General features: G+C 61.5%; 15 protein-coding genes. 14 read left to right on the top strand and 1 reads right to left on the bottom strand.

What is annotated here, in order from left to right; translation table 11 throughout:
• Nucleotides 1-29 precede the first annotated feature (29 nt).
• From GS_RS15655 to GS_RS15625, 7 genes are all read left to right on the top strand, one after another.
• Nucleotides 30-734 (top strand): lysophospholipid acyltransferase family protein, encoded by a 705-nt coding sequence (locus GS_RS15655; protein ID WP_010943737.1) that lies wholly within the window; start codon nt 30-32, stop codon nt 732-734.
• 1 nt (nt 735) lies between these two features.
• Entirely contained in the window at nt 736-915 is a 180-nt protein-coding gene (locus GS_RS15650) for a hypothetical protein (protein WP_010943736.1), read from the top strand.
• Between the two features lie 6 nt (nt 916-921).
• Nucleotides 922-1,323, top strand: a complete 402-nt coding sequence (locus tag GS_RS15645; protein WP_010943735.1) for a tetratricopeptide repeat protein — start codon at nt 922-924, stop codon at nt 1,321-1,323.
• Between the two features lie 6 nt (nt 1,324-1,329).
• Nucleotides 1,330-3,015: a ribonuclease J gene (locus tag GS_RS15640; protein ID WP_010943734.1), complete on the top strand. Its 1,686-nt coding sequence runs from the start codon at nt 1,330-1,332 to the stop codon at nt 3,013-3,015.
• A 2-nt stretch (nt 3,016-3,017) separates the two neighbouring features.
• Complete coding sequence (locus GS_RS15635; protein WP_010943733.1) at nt 3,018-5,306, top strand: DNA translocase FtsK; 2,289 nt, start codon at nt 3,018-3,020, stop codon at nt 5,304-5,306.
• 73 nt (nt 5,307-5,379) lie between these two features.
• Nucleotides 5,380-5,667, top strand: coding sequence for a hypothetical protein (locus tag GS_RS15630; RefSeq protein ID WP_010943732.1), 288 nt, complete (start codon nt 5,380-5,382; stop codon nt 5,665-5,667).
• Between the two features lie 14 nt (nt 5,668-5,681).
• Nucleotides 5,682-5,990, top strand: a complete 309-nt coding sequence (locus GS_RS15625; protein ID WP_010943731.1) for a hypothetical protein — start codon at nt 5,682-5,684, stop codon at nt 5,988-5,990.
• A 28-nt stretch (nt 5,991-6,018) separates the two neighbouring features.
• On the opposite strand, the gene GS_RS15620 is transcribed toward GS_RS15625, so the two are convergent.
• Nucleotides 6,019-6,819, bottom strand: coding sequence for an IclR family transcriptional regulator (locus GS_RS15620; protein ID WP_010943730.1), 801 nt, complete (start codon nt 6,817-6,819; stop codon nt 6,019-6,021).
• Nucleotides 6,820-7,249: 430 nt separating this feature from the next.
• On the opposite strand from GS_RS15620, the gene rho reads away from it, so the two are divergent.
• The 7 genes from rho to murA all read left to right on the top strand — a co-directional run bounded on the left by rho (nt 7,250) and on the right by murA (nt 13,856).
• Nucleotides 7,250-8,497, top strand: coding sequence for a transcription termination factor Rho (rho, locus tag GS_RS15615; RefSeq protein WP_010943729.1), 1,248 nt, complete (start codon nt 7,250-7,252; stop codon nt 8,495-8,497).
• Nucleotides 8,498-8,642: 145 nt separating this feature from the next.
• On the top strand, nt 8,643-8,840 hold the full coding sequence (gene rpmE, locus GS_RS15610; RefSeq protein WP_010943728.1) for a 50S ribosomal protein L31: 198 nt from the start codon (nt 8,643-8,645) through the stop codon (nt 8,838-8,840).
• 90 nt (nt 8,841-8,930) lie between these two features.
• The gene (gene thyX, locus GS_RS15605; protein WP_010943727.1) at nt 8,931-9,629 is read left to right on the top strand and encodes an FAD-dependent thymidylate synthase; all 699 of its coding nucleotides are present in this window, start codon (nt 8,931-8,933) and stop codon (nt 9,627-9,629) included.
• On the top strand, nt 9,626-10,579 hold the full coding sequence (locus GS_RS15600) for a DUF1385 domain-containing protein (protein WP_010943726.1): 954 nt from the start codon (nt 9,626-9,628) through the stop codon (nt 10,577-10,579). The genes thyX and GS_RS15600 overlap by 4 nt, the downstream gene beginning before the upstream one ends.
• A gap of 19 nt (nt 10,580-10,598) precedes the next feature.
• Nucleotides 10,599-11,666 (top strand): peptide chain release factor 1, encoded by a 1,068-nt coding sequence (gene prfA / locus GS_RS15595; RefSeq protein WP_010943725.1) that lies wholly within the window; start codon nt 10,599-10,601, stop codon nt 11,664-11,666.
• Nucleotides 11,667-11,691: 25 nt separating this feature from the next.
• The gene (prmC, locus tag GS_RS15590) at nt 11,692-12,546 is read left to right on the top strand and encodes a peptide chain release factor N(5)-glutamine methyltransferase (protein WP_010943724.1); all 855 of its coding nucleotides are present in this window, start codon (nt 11,692-11,694) and stop codon (nt 12,544-12,546) included.
• 56 nt (nt 12,547-12,602) lie between these two features.
• Complete coding sequence (gene murA, locus GS_RS15585; protein ID WP_010943723.1) at nt 12,603-13,856, top strand: UDP-N-acetylglucosamine 1-carboxyvinyltransferase; 1,254 nt, start codon at nt 12,603-12,605, stop codon at nt 13,854-13,856.
• The last annotated feature ends 33 nt before the right edge of the window (nt 13,857-13,889 follow it).

Raw genomic sequence — 13,889 nt, 5'->3', positions numbered from 1 at the left:
GTTAATCGGATATTTCCCCGGAGCCACCAATGCTTAACGGACTGATTTACCTCGCCTTTTTTATTCCGCTCTCCGGCTTCTTCAGCTTTGCGGCCCTTGTGGGGAGCCTGGTGGATGCCAGTGGCGGCTTTGCCCACCGCTGTGCCCTCGCCTGGAGCCGGATCGGCCTCATGATGGCCGGGGTGCGCCTCGACGTGAGCGGAACCGAGAATGTGCCGGCGGGAGAGCCGGTCATCTTCATGGGGAACCACCAGGGAAACTTCGACATTCTCGTCCTGTCGCGGGCCATTCCGCGCCGCTTCTCCTGGCTCGCCAAGGAGGAGCTCTTCCGTATCCCCCTGTTCGGCGCCGCCATGCAACGGGCAGGCTACATCCCCGTTGACCGGAGCGACGGCCGTAAGGCCCTGCGGAGTCTCGATGCCGCAGCAAAGCGGATCAGGGCAGGGGCCAGCGTCATCGTCTTCCCCGAAGGGACCCGCACCGCCGACGGATCGCTCCTTCCGTTCAAAAAAGGGGGATTTGTCCTGGCCGAACGGGCCGGGGTGCCCATTATTCCGTTCACCATCAACGGGAGCATGCAGGTGAATCCGCGCAACACCGTGAAGCTTGTGCGGGGTGCCAGGATCGCCGTCCGGTTCGGGACCCCGATTCCGACCTCCGGTGCCGGCGCCCTCAAGGGGACGCCGCTCATGGAACAGGTACGGTCCGCCATTCAGTCGGGGCTGGAGGGGTAGGATGCTCGCCTTGTCTTTTGTTCTCATCGGTGGCGGCCTCCTGGTGACGGCGTGGGGGCTTCCGGCGGCCCACCGGCTCCGGCGACCCTGGGGTGCGGTGGCTGCCCTTGCCGTGCTCGGCGGCGTGGTTTCCGCCCTTACGGGGGTTCTGCTGGCCGTGGTGCCGCACTTTTTCGGATAGGCTGCCATGACGGAACAAACCAAAACAGTCCTTGTCAATGTGACGGCGATTGCTCTTATCTCTGTCCTGCTCATCGTCGGGAATACCCTGTGGCGGCAGCGCACCCAGTTTTTGCGGGGTGAGGAGGCCATGGCGCGGGGAGATTACATGGCCGCCGTATCGGCCTATGAGGCGGCGCTCCACATGTATACCCCCCTGGGCCCCCATGTGGAGAAGTCGGCCAGCCGGCTCTGGGAGATCGGGGCCGGGCTCGAGCGGATCGGCGACACGGAGCGGGCGCTCATTGCCTACCGGGCACTGCGCAGCTCCTTTTACGCGGCGGCGTGGCTCGTTCAGCCGGGCCGCGAATGGATTGCCCGGTGCGATATGAAGATTGCGATGCTCGCCGGACGCGGCGGGCCGAGATGATACCCCATGGACACGGCACCCGCTGACATTACGGATAATGGGGGGCTGCGCATCATCCCCCTGGGGGGGCTGGGCGAAATCGGCCTCAACATGATGGCCTACGAGCACGGCGAGGACATCATCGTCGCCGACTGCGGCCTCATGTTCCCCGAGCCGCAGATGCTCGGCATCGACCTGGTCATTCCGGATATCACCTACCTGCGGGAACGGGCCGGCCGGGTGCGCGGCATACTCCTCACCCACGGCCACGAGGACCACATCGGTGCTCTTCCGTATGTCCTTCAGGAGCTCTCGCTCCCTCTCTATGGCACGGCCCTCACCCTTGGCTTCATTCGGGAAAAACTGAAGGAGTTCGACCTGGAGAGCGAGGTGGAGCTGAATGTCGTCAAGCCCCGCGACGTGGTGACGCTCGGCTGCTTCTCCGTGGAGTTCATCAGGGTGTCCCACTCCATCGTGGACGGTTGCGCCCTTGCCATTCGGACCCCGGAGGGGGTGGTGATCCATACGGGGGACTTCAAGATCGACCAGACCCCGGTGGATGGCGAACTGACCGACCTGGCCACCTTCTCCCGTTACGGGGACGAGGGGGTTCTGGCGCTCCTGGCCGACTCCACCAACGTGGAGCGCGAGGGGTACACCCTTTCCGAGCGGGTGGTGGGGGAGGCCTTTGACGAAATTTTCCCCCGCTGCGAGGGGCGGATCATCGTGGCCGCCTTCTCCAGCAACATCCACCGGGTCCAGCAGGCGGTGGACGCGGCGGTCCGCTGTGGCCGCAAGGTATTGCTCAACGGGCGCTCAATGGTGGCGAACGTGGCCATCGCGCGGCAACTGGGCTACCTGCGGATGCCGGAGGGGGTACTGACCGATCTGAAGGAACTCCAGCACCTTCCCAAAGAGCAGGTCTGCATGATTACCACCGGTTCCCAGGGCGAGCCCATGAGCTCGCTGGCCCGCATCGCCATGGACGATCACAAGCAGATCAAGCTGGAGGCCGGCGACACGGTCATCCTCTCGTCCCGTTTCATCCCGGGCAACGAGAAGACCATCTCCGACCTCATCAACCATCTCTATCGCCGGGGGGCCGAGGTCTTTCACGAGAAGGTCTCGGAGGTCCATGTTTCGGGCCATGCGTCGCAGGAGGAGCTGAAGCTGATGCTCAACCTCACGCGGCCCCGCCACTTTGTGCCGGTCCACGGAGAATACCGCCATCTGGTCAAGCATGCCCGGCTGGCACAGCGGGTCGGTGTGCCGGCGGAGCGCTGTCTGGTGGCGGTGAACGGCGACGTGATCCGCTTCGCTGACGGCCGGGGTGAGATCGCCGGCGCCGTGGAGAGCGGACGGGTCTACATCGACGGTAAGGGAATCGGCGATGTGGGCGAGGTTGTCCTCAAGGACCGCAAGCACCTGTCCGAGGACGGCATGGTGGTGGTGATCATCGCCATCAACCAGGCTTCCGGCGAGGTCATCTACGGGCCGGATATTGTTTCCCGCGGGTTCGTTTTCGAGGACGAAAGCCAGCAGTATCTGGACGAAACGAAAAAGATCGTCCTGGACCTCCTGGCCGGCATGAGCATCGAAACCCTGGGTGAGTGGGGCGAGGTCAAGCAGGAAGTGCGACGTATTTTGAGACGCTTCTTCAATAAAACGATAGAACGGCGACCGGTGATCCTGCCGGTTATCCTGGAAATGTAGGCATGGACGAACAGATCGATAAAAAGGAAAAACTGAAAAAGGAGATCCAGGGTATGGCCCTGGGCGCGCTGGGCGTTTTCATTCTCATCGCGCTCCTGTCGTTCAACGCCGGGGACCAGTCCTTCAACACCTACTCGTCGGAAGGTCAGCTCCACAACTTCGGGGGCAGGCTGGGGGCGGATCTGTCGGACCTGCTGCTCCAGGTGCTCGGTCTTGCCTCCTACGCCATCCCGGCAGGGCTCCTCTTTCTCTCCTACAAGCTGTTGCGCTTCAAGGAGCTTCGCTGGAAAGCCTACAAGGGAATCGCCTTCGGTACCCTCGTAGTCTCGCTGGCGGCCCTTTTCGCCTTCAATCTGGCAAAGACCGAGTTTCTGGGGCAGCCGGTTCTCACGGGCGGCGCCGTGGGATATAAGACGGCCTCGTTTCTCAAAACCTATTTCGGAATCACCGGAGCGCTGCTGATCATCTTGCCGCTTCTGGCCGCCTCGTCCATGGTGCTGTCGCGGTTCTCCTTCGTCCTGTTCGCCGATTGGTGGGTAGGGAGCCTCAGGGAGCGCTGGACGCGCCATCGGGAGCGGAAGGAGCTGAACCGGCAGCTGATGGATGCGGGTGATAAGCCCGAGAAGAAAAAGGCGCCGGAGATCAAGCCGGTTCATGTTGCGCTGCCGCCGCCGGAGCCGGTACGCAAGAAGGAGAAAAAGAAGGACGACGCCAAACAGGCCCCGCTCCAGGAGGCCTTCGATTTCGTCAAAGTGGAGGGTGAGCACCGGACCCCGCCCCTGTCGTTGCTCGATTCGCCGCCCGCGACCGAACGGAAGGTAGACCGAGATATTCTCACCATGAACGCCCGGCTTCTGGAGAAAAAGCTCAAGGACTTCGGCATCGACGGTGAAGTGGTGGAGATCTGCCCGGGGCCGGTCATCACCATGTACGAATTCGCGCCCGGCCCGGGCATCAAGGTGAGCCGGATCGCCTCCCTGTCCGACGATCTCTCCATGGCGCTCCAGTCGCTCTCCATCCGGATCGTTGCCCCCATCCCCGGCAAGGGGGTCGTGGGGATCGAGATTCCAAACCGGGAGCGGGAAACGGTCTTTCTCAGGGAGATATTCAGCGGCGAAGAGTTTCATGCCAGCAAGTGCAAGCTGCCGCTGGCCCTCGGTAAAGACATCGCCGGTGCGCCGGTGGTGGCCGACCTTGCCCGGATGCCGCACCTGCTGGTGGCCGGCGCCACCGGCAGCGGCAAGTCGGTGTCGGTTAACACCATGATCCTGTCGCTTCTCTACACCGCCACTCCCCGAGACGTGCGGATCATCATGGTGGACCCCAAGATGCTGGAACTCTCCGTTTACGAGGGGATTCCGCACCTGCTCCTGCCGGTGGTCACCAACCCCAAGAAGGCCGCTCTCGCCCTCAAGTGGGCCGTGGAGGAAATGGGCCGCCGTTACCGCCTCATGGCCGACAAGGGGGTCCGCAATATCGATTCCTACAACCGGACCATCGAGAAGCTGGAAAAGGAGGCCGAGGAGCTCAAGGCCCAGGAAACCGTGGTTGTGGAGGATGTGTCCGAGGAGCTCCCGGACGACGAGGCCGCCGCCATCGAGGAGTTCCTGGCAAGGAGCGACGAGCTGGAGCACGGTCACCTGCCGTATATCGTCGTTATCGTGGATGAGCTGGCCGACCTCATGATGGTGGCCGGCAGGGAGATCGAGGAGTCCATCGCGCGACTTGCCCAGATGGCTCGAGCCGCGGGCATCCATCTGATTCTCGCCACCCAGCGTCCATCCGTGGACGTCATTACCGGCCTCATCAAGGCCAATTTCCCGGCCCGGATATCGTTCCAGGTATCCTCCAAGATCGACTCGCGCACCATCCTCGACACTATCGGCGCCGAGGCCCTCCTTGGGATGGGCGACATGCTTTTCTTGCCGCCCGGCACCGCTAAAATGCAGCGGGTTCACGGCGCCTTCGTCTCCGACGCCGAGGTCCAGAGGGTGGTCGACTTCCTCAAGAAGCAGGGTAAGCCGGTCTACGACAAGTCGATTCTGGAGATGAAGGATGACGGCGGCAAGGGTGACGGCGAAGGCGATGAGGACCTGGTGGACGAGCGCTACGACGATGCCGTGCGGCTTGTGGCGGAAACGCGCCAGGCATCCATTTCCATGGTCCAGCGTCGGCTGAGGATCGGGTATAACCGCGCCGCCCGTATCATCGAGCGGATGGAGCAGGAAGGGATCGTCGGCCCCTCGGACGGCACGAGCAAGCCGCGAGAAGTGTTCATCAACAAGCTGTGACGGGCAGGAACCGCCGGAAGTCGTTTCCGCGGCAGCTGCCCGGAACTCGCCGGGCGGAAAAAGGAGGTGTCCCATGAGCTACAAAAAGGTCGTCGGGTTGGCCCTGCTGCTTCTGATGTCCGCCGCTCCCGCCAGGCCGGCTGACGGACCGGCCCCGGCACAGGGGAAAGACACCTGTCTTCTCTATCACGATAATTGTCCTGATCGGAAGGATGACATTTATCAGCGGATAGCGCGCCTCAGGCGGGAAATCGCCAAAGGTCCAGCAGTCTATACGCCCGAAGAATTGCGCACGCTCCAGCAGATGCTCGACGAGTATGAACAGCTTCTTGACCGACTCCTCTATCACAATACGGACTGATTGCCGCCGCTCACATGGACAAATTCCTGCTGCCCCTCTTTGTAATCAATCTGCTTCTTACCCTCACCGACGCCGCCGTGGGCTACCACGCGGCGCCGGCGCTCATGCGCCACTTCACTCCTGACGAGGTAACCGCCGAGCACTCCACGGCCGGCATGCGCGGCATGCTTGGGCTGGTTGTGGCGCTGTACATGTTTTTCAATTGTTACGGCTATTACCGGGGGAGCGGTGTGATTCTTCTCGTCGTTACCGGCGTGATCCTGGCCGACATGGTCGCCCAGATAGCGCTCAGGAAGCGGGCCGATCGACGAGGCGGAGAGTGACGCGGATGGAGTTCAGTACGGAGCGGCGTTACAGACCCGCGGTAGGAGCGGCATACCCGAGTTTCACCGAGATGGCCTCGGCGGTCCGGCATGCCAGGGGAGTCAGTTCGTCGCGTACCCGGCCATCGGTGAAGCGCATGGCCGGGCCTGAGATGATCACCGCACCGACCACCACCGACCGGTAGTCATGGATAGGGGCTGCTACGCCGCGGACGCCGATTTCCAGCTCTTCATTGTCAATGGCATGCCCCTGGGCAGCCACTTCTTTCAGGTGTTCCCGCAGCTTGTCCCGCTCAACGATGGTATTGGGGGTGAAGGGGGCCAGTTCCGTCCGGGAGAGATACCGTTCGAGGTCGTTTTCGGGAAGTCCCGCGAGCATTACCTTGCCCGCGGCGGTGCAGTAGGCCGGCAGGCGCGAGCCGAGGCGCGAAACGACCCGGACCGTGGCGTGGCTCTCCACACCGTAAAGGTAGACGCTCAGATTCTCCTTGAGAACGGCCACGTAAGCCGTTTCGTCGCACTCCTTCACGAGTTCTTCGAGGGCCGGCTTGGCGTAGGGGAGCAGCGCCATCTGGCGGATCATTGACTGGCGCAGCTCAAGTGTCCTGAGGCCGAGGCGGTAATTGCCGGTTATGGGGTTCTGCTCCACGTAGCCGCGCGACTCGAGGGTCGCCAAGAGCCTGAACACGTTGTTTTTGTGAAGCTTGAGCCTTCTGGATATCTCCGTGACGCCCAACTCGACCGCGTCCTCGGCATGAAACTGCTCAAGCAGGTCTAACGCATGGGAAACGGCCAGGATCATGTAGTCTGACTTGTCTTTTTTCTGCACGGTGGATCGCCTCTGGTTGGATTATTCCTCCCTGCGGGCAAGGGGGCCGGGGAGGGGCGCGGGAGAGAGCCCGTGCCAAACCGTTGATTCTTCGGACTATAGGACTCTGTCCTGTCTACGTCAACAGGTAATTGAGCTCATAAATGCTATTGACAAATGCCACGGAATCGGTTTAATTGAATTCCGTACGACCACGTTCCGCCGATTGACCTAGCAGACTACCCACAGCACAATTCATTTCGAGACAGGACCACTCAGCCGGTCTCACGATTCATACTGAACTTCAGCGTACGCACTATACTTCACAAAGAGCAACGTCCAGGGAACGCCTCCCCCACATTTAACGCGTCCACTTGCCTACTTATGATATCCATGTCCAGCAAAGCGCTCGCATGCGTCGGGGTCCATGCGCGCGCGTACAGGAGAGCCGATGAACCTGCAGGAGCTTAAAGGGAAAAAAATCAACGAACTGGCTGCCATTGCCAAGGGGTTGAACATTGAGGGCGCGTCCAGTCTGCGCAAGCAGGACCTGATCTTCGCCATTCTCAACGCCCAGACCGAAAAGAACGGCATGATCTTCGGCGAGGGGGTTCTGGAGTGCCTTCCCGACGGCTTCGGCTTTCTGAGGGCGCCGGATTACAACTACCTGCCGGGCCCCGACGACATCTACGTATCGCCGTCGCAGATCCGCCGCTTCAACCTCCATACGGGCGATACCGTTTCGGGGCAGATCCGTCCTCCCAAGGAGGGTGAGCGCTATTTCGCTCTTCTCAAGGTGGAGACGGTCAACTTCGAGCCCCCTGAGGTCGCCCGCGACAAGATTCTGTTCGACAACCTGACTCCTCTCTATCCCGACGAAAAGCTCAAACTCGAAACCGCGCCGGACAATATGTCGATGCGCGTCATGGAGCTTGTCTCCCCTATCGGCAAGGGGCAACGGGGGCTCATCGTGGCGCCGCCGCGTACCGGCAAGACGATGCTCATTCAGAACATCGCCAATTCCATTGCCGAAAATCACCCCGAAGTCTATCTGATCGTGCTGCTCATCGACGAACGGCCCGAAGAGGTGACCGACATGCAGCGCTCGGTCAAGGGGGAAGTAGTCTCCTCCACCTTTGACGAACCGGCCACCCGCCACGTGCAGGTGGCTGAGATGGTCATCGAAAAGGCCAAGCGCCTGGTGGAGCACAAGCGCGACGTGGTGATTCTCCTCGACTCCATAACCCGTCTTGCCCGGGCTTACAATACGGTGCTTCCTCCTTCCGGCAAAATCCTCACCGGCGGGGTTGACGCCAACGCCCTCCAGAAGCCCAAGCGCTTTTTCGGCGCTGCCCGCAATATCGAAGAGGGGGGGTCTCTGACCATCATCGCGTCGGCCCTGGTGGATACCGGCAGCAAGATGGATGAGGTTATCTTCGAAGAGTTCAAGGGGACCGGAAACATGGAGGTTCACCTGGACCGCAAACTGGTGGAGAAGCGGACCTTCCCGGCCATCGACATCAACAAGTCCGGCACCCGCAAGGAAGAGCTGCTGGTGGAGAAGAGCGCGCTCAACCGCATCTGGATTCTGCGCAAGGTCCTCCATCCCATGAACGTGGTCGACAGCATGGAGTTCCTCTTGGAGAAGCTCTCCGAGACCAAGGACAATCAGGCGTTTCTCGACTCCATGAGCAGGTAGCGGCACGGTTGCCGGCCAACCGCAAGCCCGGCCCGCATAGGCAAAAAAGCCTTGAAAAAATAAAATCAGGGTGCTAAATTCATACCTTTCCAGCACATAAAACGTGTTCATGACGCCGGGGTCGATGCCCCGCAAGGAGGACCATATGAAAGAAGGGATTCATCCGAAGTACAACGACGTGATGGTCAAGTGCGCCTGTGGCAACTCGTTCCAGACCCGTTCCACCAAAACCGAGATTTCGACCGAAATCTGCTCCGCCTGCCATCCTTTCTTCACCGGCAAGCAAAAGCTCATTGACACTGCCGGCCGCGTCGAGCGCTTCAGGAAGAAGTACGGCATGTAACATGGCCTCCGGCCATGCGGTTCCAGTGGAAGGGGATTTTGTCCAGGGCGAAATCCCCTTTGTTTTTAGTCTCTGGTTGGCGACGACAGTATGAAAATTGCCCTCCTCCAGCATACTCCCGATCCTGAAGCCGCCGTGGCGCTCGCGGCGCGGCTCTGCTACGCCTCCGTCGGCATCGATGAGTTGCGGGAAAAGCTTTCCGCCTCGGACGTGACGGCGTTCCTTGACAAGATCATGTCGCTTGGGCATCAGTCGGTGCTGGAGCATGCATCGTTCACCTTCGGCATCGAGGGGATTTCCCGGGCCGCCAGCCACCAGCTCGTGCGCCACCGCATCGCCTCTTATTCACAGCAGTCCCAGCGCTACGTGACCTTCCGCGGTGACGGCTTCCCCCGGGTTGTGCCCGGGAGCGTATCCGCCACGGAGAAGCGCCGGCAGGTGTTCGAATCGGCCATGCAGGCCTGCGCCGATGCCTACCGGGCTCTGGTGGACGACGGGGTTCCCGCCGAAGATGCCCGTTTCGTCCTCCCCAACGCCGCGGAGACGAAGATCATAGTGACCATGAATGCCCGTGAGCTCATTCACTTTTTCGGCCTCCGCTGCTGCGAGCGGGCCCAGTGGGAAATCCGGGCGCTGGCGGTGGAGATGCTGCGGCTTGTGAAGGGCGTTGCCCCCACCATTTTCCGGGATGCCGGTCCCGGCTGCCTGACCGGCCCCTGCCCCGAAGGAGGCATGACCTGCGGGAAAGCAGCGGAGGTGAAACGGTTGTTCAGGGAGATGTCCATATGACGCAACGGCTGAGAATGTTTCTGGTGCAGCTGCTCCTGGTTGCCGAACGGATCAATGTGGGCGGGCAGGCCGTGCTGGAAGGGGTGATGATGCGTGCCCCCCGGTCCATGGCTATTGCCGTGCGCCGGCCGGGCGGCGATATCGCCGTCAAACGGGAGGAGGTACCCCCTCTCTCTGAACGGTATCCCATTGTCAAATTGCCTGTTCTCCGGGGGGCGGTGGCGCTCTTTACCTCGCTGGCCATGGGGCTCAAGGCGCTCAATTTCTCGGCCAACGAGGCCATTGCGGAGGAAGAAGGGGAGAAGGAGGAGATTTCGTCCTGGGCCCTCGGGGGAACCATGGCGGTTGCCCTCGGCTTCGGTATCCTGCTCTTTTTCGTGCTGCCCCTCTATCTCACCAAGCTTCTGGTGCCGGTCATCGGCTCGTCCAATATCGTTTTCAACCTGGTGGACGGCGTCATCCGGGTTGTGGTGTTTCTCCTCTATATCGTATCGATCTCCCGCATGAGCGATATCGAGCGAGTATTTCAGTATCACGGGGCCGAGCACAAAACCATCTACGCCTTCGAGGCCGGCGATGAACTAACGGCGGCTACGGTGCAGAAATACAGCCGTCTCCACCCCCGGTGCGGCACGAGCTTTCTTCTCATTGTCATGCTTGTGAGCATCGTTATCTTCTCGCTCATTCCCAAGCTCTGGCCCTTCTGGATGAAAGCGGGCGCCCGGGTGGTGCTGCTGCCCGTCATCGCCGGGGTTTCCTACGAGTTTCTCAAGTGGAGCGCAAAAAATGACCAGAACCCACTGGTGAAGCTCATTATCGCCCCGGGCCTCGCGCTTCAGCGACTCACCACGCGCGAACCCGACGACAGCCAGGTGGAGGTGGCGATCCGCTCTATGACCGAGGCCCTGGAAGTGAACGACGGCTACCGGGATGATCGTCTGGTGGTGTAATCAACAAAGGACGCAGTGAATGTTCGAGAAGATAGAAGAACTGGAAGTACGTTACCACGAGCTCGAATCGTTGCTGGCCGACCCCGCGGTGCTTGGCAATCAGCCCGAATTCCGCAGGCTGTCCCGGGAGCATAACGACCTGACGCCGCTCATCGAGTCCTATCGCACGTACAAAAAGGTGCTGGAGGAGATGGAGGGGAACCGGGAGTTGCTGGCCGATCCCGAGATGAAGGAAATGGCCCAGGCCGAGCTGGAGGAACTGGAGCAGCGACAGGAGGAACTGGAAGGCGAAATCAAGCTCCTTCTCCTGCCCAGGGATCCAAACGACGACCGCAACGTAATTCTGGAAATCCGCGCCGGCACCGGCGGCGACGAATCGGCCCTCTTCGCGGGCGACCTGTTCCGGATGTATTCCCGCTTTGCCGAGCGCAACCGCTGGAAGGTGGAGGTCATGTCCGCCTCCGAGTCGGAGCGGGGGGGCTTCAAGGAGATCGTGGCCCTCATCGAGGGGCAGGGGGTATTTGCCAAGCTCAAGTACGAATCGGGGACCCACCGGGTACAACGGGTGCCGGAGACCGAGGCTCAGGGGCGCATCCACACGAGCGCCTGCACCGTTGCGGTTCTGCCCGAGGCCGAAGATATCGAGGTGGACATCAACCCGGCCGATCTCAAGATCGACGTCTACCGTGCCTCCGGGGCCGGCGGGCAGCACGTCAACAAGACCGAATCGGCAGTCCGGATCACCCACATTCCCACCGGGATCGTGGTGGAGTGCCAGGACGAGCGGAGCCAGATCAAGAACCGGGCCAAGGCCATGAAGGTTCTGAAGACCAAGATCCTCGACGGTCTCCATCAGGAGCAGAACGCACGGATCGCCGCGGACCGGAAACAGCAAGTGGGAAGCGGCGACCGGAGCGAGCGGATCCGTACCTACAACTTCCCCCAGGGCCGGATGACTGATCACCGGATCGGCCTCACCCTCTACCGCCTCGACTCTCTCATGGAAGGAGACATCGCCGAGGTGGTGGATGCGCTCCGCACTCATTATCAGATGGAGGCCCTGAAGGCCCAGGCCGAAGCGGCCTGATCCGCGCGGACAGCGGAGGCGGCAGATGACGGAAAAGCCGGAAATCTGGACCATTCGCAAGGTTCTCGACTGGACCAGGGGCTACCTGGCTGAAAAGGGAGTCGAGAATGCTCGCCTGGAAACCGAATGGCTCCTGAGCGCCGCCCTGGGGCTTGATCGGGTGGGGCTCTACGTCAATTTCGACAAACCCCTGAACCCGGAGGAACTGGCCGCCTGCCGCGGACTCGTGGCGCGCCGGGCCAAGCGGGAACCACTTCAGTATATTCTCGGTACCCAGGAGTTCTGCGGTCTCGACTTCGTCGTGACGCCGTCGGTTCTCATCCCCCGGCATGACACCGAGGTGATTGTGGAAGAGGCGCTCCGTCGCGCCCCCCATGCTGCTGCGGTCCTCGATATCGGTGTGGGCAGCGGCTGTATCGCCGTGGCCTTGGCCAAGCAACTTCCCCACGCCCAGGTAGTGGGAGTGGAGCAGTCTCCCGGCGCCATCGCCCTGGCCCAGCGGAACGCGGAACGGCACGGCGCGCGGGTGACCCTCTTCGAGGGTTCCCTGTTCGAACCCTTAGGAGACCAGCGGTTCGACCTGATCGTCTCCAATCCCCCTTATATCCCCACCGCCGACCTGGAGGCGCTTCAGCCGGAGGTTCGGGAGTACGAGCCCCGTGCCGCCCTGGACGGTGGATCCGACGGTCTCGATTTCTATCGGCTTATCGTTCCGGCCGCTCCGGAGTACCTGAATCCCGGCGGCTGGCTCATGGTCGAACTGGGCATCGGTCAGGCGGAGACGGTGCTCGGCATGTTCTCCCGTACCGGTTTCTGCGATTGTTTTACCGCTCAAGACCCCAACGGCATAGACCGGGTGGTCGGCGGAAGGATCGGATAGGCCGGGTTTCACGCGAGACTTGGCCCCGAACACACTATCACGACAGAGGCATTCCATTGGACAAGCTGATCATCAAAGGTGGAAAGAAACTGATCGGAGAGGTCTCGGTCAGTGGCTCCAAGAACGCGGCTCTCCCCATTTTCGTTTCCACCATCCTCGCCCCCGGCCTCAACGAGATCCGTAACGTTCCTTTCCTGCGCGATATCAACACAACCATCAAGGTCCTGGAATCCCTGGGTGCCGTGGTGGAAGGAAACGGCAACATCGTCAGGATCGATACGACCCACGTGAACAACGTGGAGGCCACCTATGATCTCGTGAAGACCATGCGGGCGTCGGTCCTGGTATTGGGTCCGCTGCTGGCCCGCCACGGCCGGGCACGGGTTTCCCTTCCCGGCGGTTGCGCCATCGGTGCCCGTCCCATCAACCTCCACCTCAAGGGGCTTGCCGCACTGGGCGCCGACATCCGGCTGGAGCACGGCTACGTGGAGGCCAAGGCGAAAAAGCTCAAGGGTGCCCGCATCAATTTCGACATTTCCACCGTTGGCGGCACTGAGCAGCTGATGATGGCGGCGGCCCTGGCCAAAGGGGAAACGGTTCTGGAGAACGCCGCCCGGGAGCCCGAGATCATCGATCTGGCCGAGATACTGATCAAGATGGGGGCGAAGATTGACGGTGCCGGCACCGACACCATCCGGATCACCGGGGTTAAGGAGTTGGCGCCGGTTGCCCACGACGTCATGCCCGACCGGATCGAAGCGGGCACGTTCATGGTGGCGGCGGCCATCACCGGCGGCGACATCAAGATCCGCAACATGAAGCTGGAGCACCTGGATGCGCTCGTGTTCAAGCTTCAGGATGCCGGCGTGGAGATCACCAATCGCGACAACGTGGTGCGGGTGAAGGGCCCCCGCCGTCCCAAGGCCGTGAACATCAAGACGCGCCCCTATCCGGGCTTTCCCACCGATATGCAGGCCCAGTTCATGGCCCTCATGTGCGTGGCCGACGGAGCGAGTGTCATCAGCGAGAATATTTTCGAGAACCGTTTCATGCACGTCTCGGAGCTGTTGCGCTTCGGTGCCGACATCACGGTCGAGGGGAGCACCGCCACCGTGAAAGGGGTGAAGAAACTGTCGGGCGCGCCGGTCATGGCCACGGATCTCCGGGCCTCGGCGTCGCTCATTCTCGCCGGCCTGGCAGCCGACAATACTACCGAGATCTCACGTATCTACCACCTGGACCGGGGATACGAGTCCATCGAAAAGAAGCTGGCCGGCCTCGGTGCCGATATCCAACGTGTAAAGGAGTGACCCGACGGCAGGCGCGGGTGCCGATGCAGGCCC

Origin of the sequence: Geobacter sulfurreducens PCA (genome assembly GCF_000007985.2) — a bacterium.
Classification (GTDB): domain Bacteria; phylum Desulfobacterota; class Desulfuromonadia; order Geobacterales; family Geobacteraceae; genus Geobacter; species Geobacter sulfurreducens.
This window is presented reverse-complemented; position numbering and strand designations above follow the sequence as displayed.